Source organism: Porphyrobacter sp. TH134, from assembly GCF_002855495.1.
Taxonomy (GTDB): Bacteria; Pseudomonadota; Alphaproteobacteria; order Sphingomonadales; family Sphingomonadaceae; genus Erythrobacter.
Genome location: NZ_PKRO01000072.1, coordinates 1 through 5,813, shown reverse-complemented (window position 1 = coordinate 5,813; position 5,813 = coordinate 1). Strand labels below are relative to the sequence as shown.

Genomic DNA, 5,813 nt, shown 5'->3' with positions numbered 1-5,813 from the left:
GTTGACCGAATCTGAGGTGGCCCATATAGGCCCCTCACCGACGCGGCGCTGCCGGCTTTTGCCTCTGCTGCTACGTTGGTCGCCAAGATAATCGGATAGCCGGTCCCCCGGTTTAAACTGGGGATTGCGTGGCTGTCCGCTATTACTGTCTGGTGGTTCTTTGACATTGTTGTTTTTTGATGAAGGGACATGTGGGCGACGGCGCCCGGTCCGGGGACCTCAAGGCTCCGGGTACCGGTTATTTAAGCCGATGCCGCATTTGTTCAGCCACCACGGCTGGATGGATGTTAAGCATGTTCATTCGTATCCATTACGTTTGACAGTGCAGGTATTGGCTCCTTGCAGCTCATGCTAGATCGGTTGGTGGGGTTTTCCCCATGCTGGTTTGGTGTGTGACACAACTTGAGAGTTTGATCCTGGCTCAGAACGAACGCTGGCGGCATGCCTAACACATGCAAGTCGAACGAACCCTTCGGGGTTAGTGGCGCACGGGTGCGTAACGCGTGGGAACCTGCCTTTAGGTTCGGAATAACAGTGAGAAATTACTGCTAATACCGGATGATGTCTTCGGACCAAAGATTTATCGCCTTTAGATGGGCCCGCGTTGGATTAGCTAGTTGGTGGGGTAAAGGCCTACCAAGGCGACGATCCATAGCTGGTCTGAGAGGATGATCAGCCACACTGGGACTGAGACACGGCCCAGACTCCTACGGGAGGCAGCAGTGGGGAATATTGGACAATGGGCGAAAGCCTGATCCAGCAATGCCGCGTGAGTGATGAAGGCCTTAGGGTTGTAAAGCTCTTTTACCCGAGATGATAATGACAGTATCGGGAGAATAAGCTCCGGCTAACTCCGTGCCAGCAGCCGCGGTAATACGGAGGGAGCTAGCGTTGTTCGGAATTACTGGGCGTAAAGCGCACGTAGGCGGCTTTTTAAGTCAGGGGTGAAATCCCGGGGCTCAACCCCGGAACTGCCCTTGAAACTGGGAAGCTAGAATCTTGGAGAGGCGAGTGGAATTCCGAGTGTAGAGGTGAAATTCGTAGATATTCGGAAGAACACCAGTGGCGAAGGCGACTCGCTGGACAAGTATTGACGCTGAGGTGCGAAAGCGTGGGGAGCAAACAGGATTAGATACCCTGGTAGTCCACGCCGTAAACGATGATAACTAGCTGTCCGGGTTCATAGAACTTGGGTGGCGCAGCTAACGCATTAAGTTATCCGCCTGGGGAGTACGGTCGCAAGATTAAAACTCAAAGGAATTGACGGGGGCCTGCACAAGCGGTGGAGCATGTGGTTTAATTCGAAGCAACGCGCAGAACCTTACCAGCCTTTGACATCCTAGGACGACTTCTGGAGACAGATTTCTTCCCTTCGGGGACCTAGTGACAGGTGCTGCATGGCTGTCGTCAGCTCGTGTCGTGAGATGTTGGGTTAAGTCCCGCAACGAGCGCAACCCTCGTCCTTAGTTGCCATCATTTAGTTGGGCACTTTAAGGAAACTGCCGGTGATAAGCCGGAGGAAGGTGGGGATGACGTCAAGTCCTCATGGCCCTTACAGGCTGGGCTACACACGTGCTACAATGGCATCTACAGTGGGCAGCTATTCCGCAAGGATGCGCTAATCTCCAAAAGATGTCTCAGTTCGGATTGTCCTCTGCAACTCGAGGGCATGAAGGCGGAATCGCTAGTAATCGCGGATCAGCATGCCGCGGTGAATACGTTCCCAGGCCTTGTACACACCGCCCGTCACACCATGGGAGTTGGATTCACCCGAAGGCAGTGCGCTAACCGCAAGGAGGCAGCTGACCACGGTGGGTTCAGCGACTGGGGTGAAGTCGTAACAAGGTAGCCGTAGGGGAACCTGCGGCTGGATCACCTCCTTTCTAAGGATATTCACGAAAGCGCTGGGGCTAGCCTTCAGAAGAGCTTCGTGGCTTCCAAAGAACATTGCCGTCGTCCTCATGTCCTTTCATCAATCGGATACAGCTTGCAGCATGAATGTGTTTGCAGGCTGTGTGCCTGAGCCGGCTCGCGCCCGTTTGCGGCAGCCTGTTCCTTCGGGAATGGCGGCCGGATACGGTGGTGTGGGCCTGTAGCTCAGTTGGTTAGAGCGCACCCCTGATAAGGGTGAGGTCAGTGGTTCGAATCCACTCAGGCCCACCATAACCTTTAGGGGCCTTAGCTCAGCTGGGAGAGCACCTGCTTTGCAAGCAGGGGGTCATCGGTTCGATCCCGATAGGCTCCACCAGGTACACATGATGCAGCGCGGCGACATGCCAGCGCGCGTCACATATCCGATAGATGAAACGAAAACCGATCCCGCCCCAAGCAATTGGACGGCGGGTCAGGCGATTGTGCTGGTTAGCCAGCGTCGCCGATCTTTGACATTGTGAATGGGTTTTTAAATCGATGCCGTGGCGGTATCGTCGTGCTGGTGCAGATCTACGGATTTGTGGCCGGGCGGCGAATATCATCACATTAATCAAATTGATTATCTGGCTGAGATAATTCTCTACGCTATCGCAAGGCGTCAGGCTCTATGCAGGCCTGTCGTTGATAGTGTGGATTCTCAAGCGTGAGGTAAGAGCATTTGGTGGATGCCTTGGCATGTACAGGCGAAGAAGGACGTGGCACGCTGCGATAAGCGTCGGGGAGTTGTGAGCAAACTTTGATCCGGCGATTTCCGAATGGGGAAACCCACCTTCACCATTTCTTCCAGTTGGCTTTCGGGCCAGCCGGGCGAGGTGGATAAGGTATCACCGAGCTGAATAAAATAGGCTTGGTGAAGCGAACCCGGGGAACTGAAACATCTCAGTACCCGGAGGAAAAGACATCAACAGAGATTCCCGTAGTAGTGGCGAGCGAACCGGGACCAGGCCAGTGCCTTCATTTCAACTAGCAGAACACTCTGGAAAGTGTGGCCGTAGCGGGTGACAGCCCCGTATGCGAAAGTGATGATGAAGGACTAGAGTAGGGCGGGACACGTGAAATCCTGTCTGAACATGGGGGGACCACCCTCCAAGCCTAAATACTCGTACATGACCGATAGCGAACACAGTACCGTGAGGGAAAGGTGAAAAGCACCCCGATTAGGGGAGTGAAACAGTACCTGAAACCGAATGCTTACAAGCAGTTGGAGCCTCTTTAGGGGGTGACAGCGTACCTCTTGCATAATGGGTCAGTGACTTAATCTAGCATGCGAGCTTAAGCCGTTAGGTGTAGGCGAAGCGAAAGCGAGTCTGAATAGGGCGACTGAGTATGTTGGATTAGACCCGAAACCCGGCGATCTAGGCATGAGCAGGTTGAAGGTGCGGTAACACGCACTGGAGGACCGAACCGTTTAATGTTGAAAAATTATCGGATGACTTGTGTTTAGGGGTGAAAGGCCAATCAAGCCGGGAAATAGCTGGTTCTCCGCGAAATCTATTGAGGTAGAGCGTCAGATGTATGCCGATGGGGGTAGAGCACTGGATGGGCTAGGGCTGCGCGAGCGGTACCAAACCTAACCAAACTCCGAATACCATCGAGTCTTGTCTGGCAGACAGACGGCGGGTGCTAAGGTCCGTCGTCAAAAGGGAAACAGCCCTAACCTACAGCTAAGGTCCCCAAGTCATATCTAAGTGGGAAAGCATGTGGGAATCCCAAAACAACCAGGAGGTTGGCTTAGAAGCAGCCATCCTTTAAAGAAAGCGTAACAGCTCACTGGTCTAAATAAGGGTTCCTGCGGCGAAGATGTAACGGGGCTAAAGATATGCACCGAAGCTTAGGGTTGCAGTTTACTGCAGCGGTAGCGGAGCGTTCCGTAGGCGAGTGAAGCGGGAGGGTAACCGACCGTGGACGTATCGGAAGTGCGAATGCTGACATGAGTAGCGACAAACAGGGTGAGATACCCTGTCGCCGAAAGACCAAGGGTTCCTACGCAATGCTAATCAGCGTAGGGTGAGCCGGCCCCTAAGACGAGCCCGAAGGGGGTAGTCGATGGGAACCACGTTAATATTCGTGGGCCTGGTGGTGTGTGACGGATCTCGTAAATTGTTCGACCTTATTGGATTGGTCGGGCGGTGAAGAGGTTCCAGGAAATAGCCCCACCGTATAGACCGTACCCGAAACCGACACAGGTGGTCAGGTAGAGTATACCAAGGCGCTTGAGAGAAGTATCCTGAAGGAACTCGGCAAATTGCCTCCGTACCTTCGGAAGAAGGAGGCCCCATCTATGCGCAAGCACTGGTGGGGGGCACAGGCCAGGGGGTAGCGACTGTTTATCAAAAACACAGGACTCTGCTAAGTCGGCTTCAAGACGACGTATAGGGTCTGACGCCTGCCCGGTGCTGGAAGGTTAAGAGGAGGAGTGCAAGCTCCGAATTGAAGCCCCAGTAAACGGCGGCCGTAACTATAACGGTCCTAAGGTAGCGAAATTCCTTGTCGGGTAAGTTCCGACCTGCACGAATGGCGTAACGACTTCCCCACTGTCTCCAGGATATGCTCAGCGAAATTGAATTCTCCGTGAAGATGCGGAGTACCCGCGGTTAGACGGAAAGACCCCGTGCACCTTTACTGCAGCTTCAGAGTGGTATTAGGAAAGAGTTGTGTAGCATAGGTGGGAGGCTTTGAAGTGTCGGCGCCAGCTGACATGGAGCCATAGGTGAAATACCACCCTGCTGTTTTCTGATATCTAACCTCGCACCGTTATCCGGTGTAGGGACCCTCTGTGGCGGGTAGTTTGACTGGGGCGGTCGCCTCCTAAAGAGTAACGGAGGCGCGCGATGGTAGGCTCAGGACGGTTGGAAACCGTCTGTTAGAGTGCAATGGCATAAGCCTGCCTGACTGCGAGACTGACGAGTCGAGCAGAGACGAAAGTCGGTCATAGTGATCCGGTGGTCCCTCGTGGAAGGGCCATCGCTCAACGGATAAAAGGTACGCCGGGGATAACAGGCTGATGATTCCCAAGAGCTCATATCGACGGAATCGTTTGGCACCTCGATGTCGGCTCATCACATCCTGGGGCTGGAGCAGGTCCCAAGGGTTTGGCTGTTCGCCAATTAAAGTGGTACGTGAGCTGGGTTCAGAACGTCGCGAGACAGTTTGGTCCCTATCTGCCGTGGGCGTCGATACTTGAAAGGAGTTGCCCCTAGTACGAGAGGACCGGGGTGAACATACCTCTGGTGTACCTGTCATTCTGCCAAGAGTGCCGCAGGGTAGCTATGTATGGACGGGATAACCGCTGAAAGCATCTAAGCGGGAAGCCTCCCTTGAGATTAGGTATCTTTGAACCGTGATAGACCATCACGTTGATAGGCCGGGTGTGGAAGTGCAGTAATGTATGGAGCTAACCGGTCCTAATAGTTCATATCATGCTTGAGAATTCGCACTGTCAACGACAGGCCTGCCTTCTGGCAGCCCCGCGTTGGCGGAGAATTACTCCAGCCAGATACGCCCTTTAAACCACTCAAAACTCTTGAGTGTGCATCGATTTGAAAACCCGCATCCACTGGCCCCATTGCTTGGTGGCCATAGCGTCTGTGACCCACCCGATCCCATCTCGAACTCGGCCGTGAAACCAGACAGCGCCGATGGTACTAACGCTCAAGCGTTGGAAGAGTAGGTCGTCGCCAGGCATTGAAGCCAGTGGAAGCGGGGTTAACCCATTCACATAGTCAAAGGGCTGACCCAACATGGGCAGCCCTTTTGGCGTCTCTGCAGCATCACGCCTCAGAACGCATCGGTATCGCGGGATGGAGCAGCCCGGTAGCTCGTCAGGCTCATAACCTGAAGGTCGTTGGTTCAAATCCAACTCCCGCAACCAACCGAAAAAC

Annotated in this window: 3 tRNA genes and 3 rRNA genes; all 6 read left to right on the top strand. The window is 54.0% G+C overall.

The annotated features are described in order from the left end of the window. Positions 1-398: 398 nt before the first annotated feature. The 6 genes from C0V72_RS15735 to C0V72_RS15710 all read left to right on the top strand — a co-directional run bounded on the left by C0V72_RS15735 (position 399) and on the right by C0V72_RS15710 (position 5,803). Positions 399-1,883, top strand: a 16S ribosomal RNA gene (locus C0V72_RS15735). A gap of 203 nt (positions 1,884-2,086) precedes the next feature. Further along, positions 2,087-2,163, top strand: a tRNA-Ile gene (locus tag C0V72_RS15730). Between the two features lie 9 nt (positions 2,164-2,172). After that, positions 2,173-2,248: transfer RNA gene (locus C0V72_RS15725), tRNA-Ala, on the top strand. Between the two features lie 322 nt (positions 2,249-2,570). After that, positions 2,571-5,360 (top strand): 23S ribosomal RNA (locus tag C0V72_RS15720). Positions 5,361-5,500: 140 nt separating this feature from the next. Next, a 5S ribosomal RNA gene (gene rrf / locus C0V72_RS15715) occupies positions 5,501-5,615 on the top strand. The 16S, 23S and 5S rRNA genes sit together here with 3 tRNA genes alongside, the layout of an rRNA operon. Positions 5,616-5,726: 111 nt before the next feature. Continuing rightward, positions 5,727-5,803 (top strand) — tRNA-Met (locus C0V72_RS15710). Positions 5,804-5,813 lie beyond the last annotated feature (10 nt).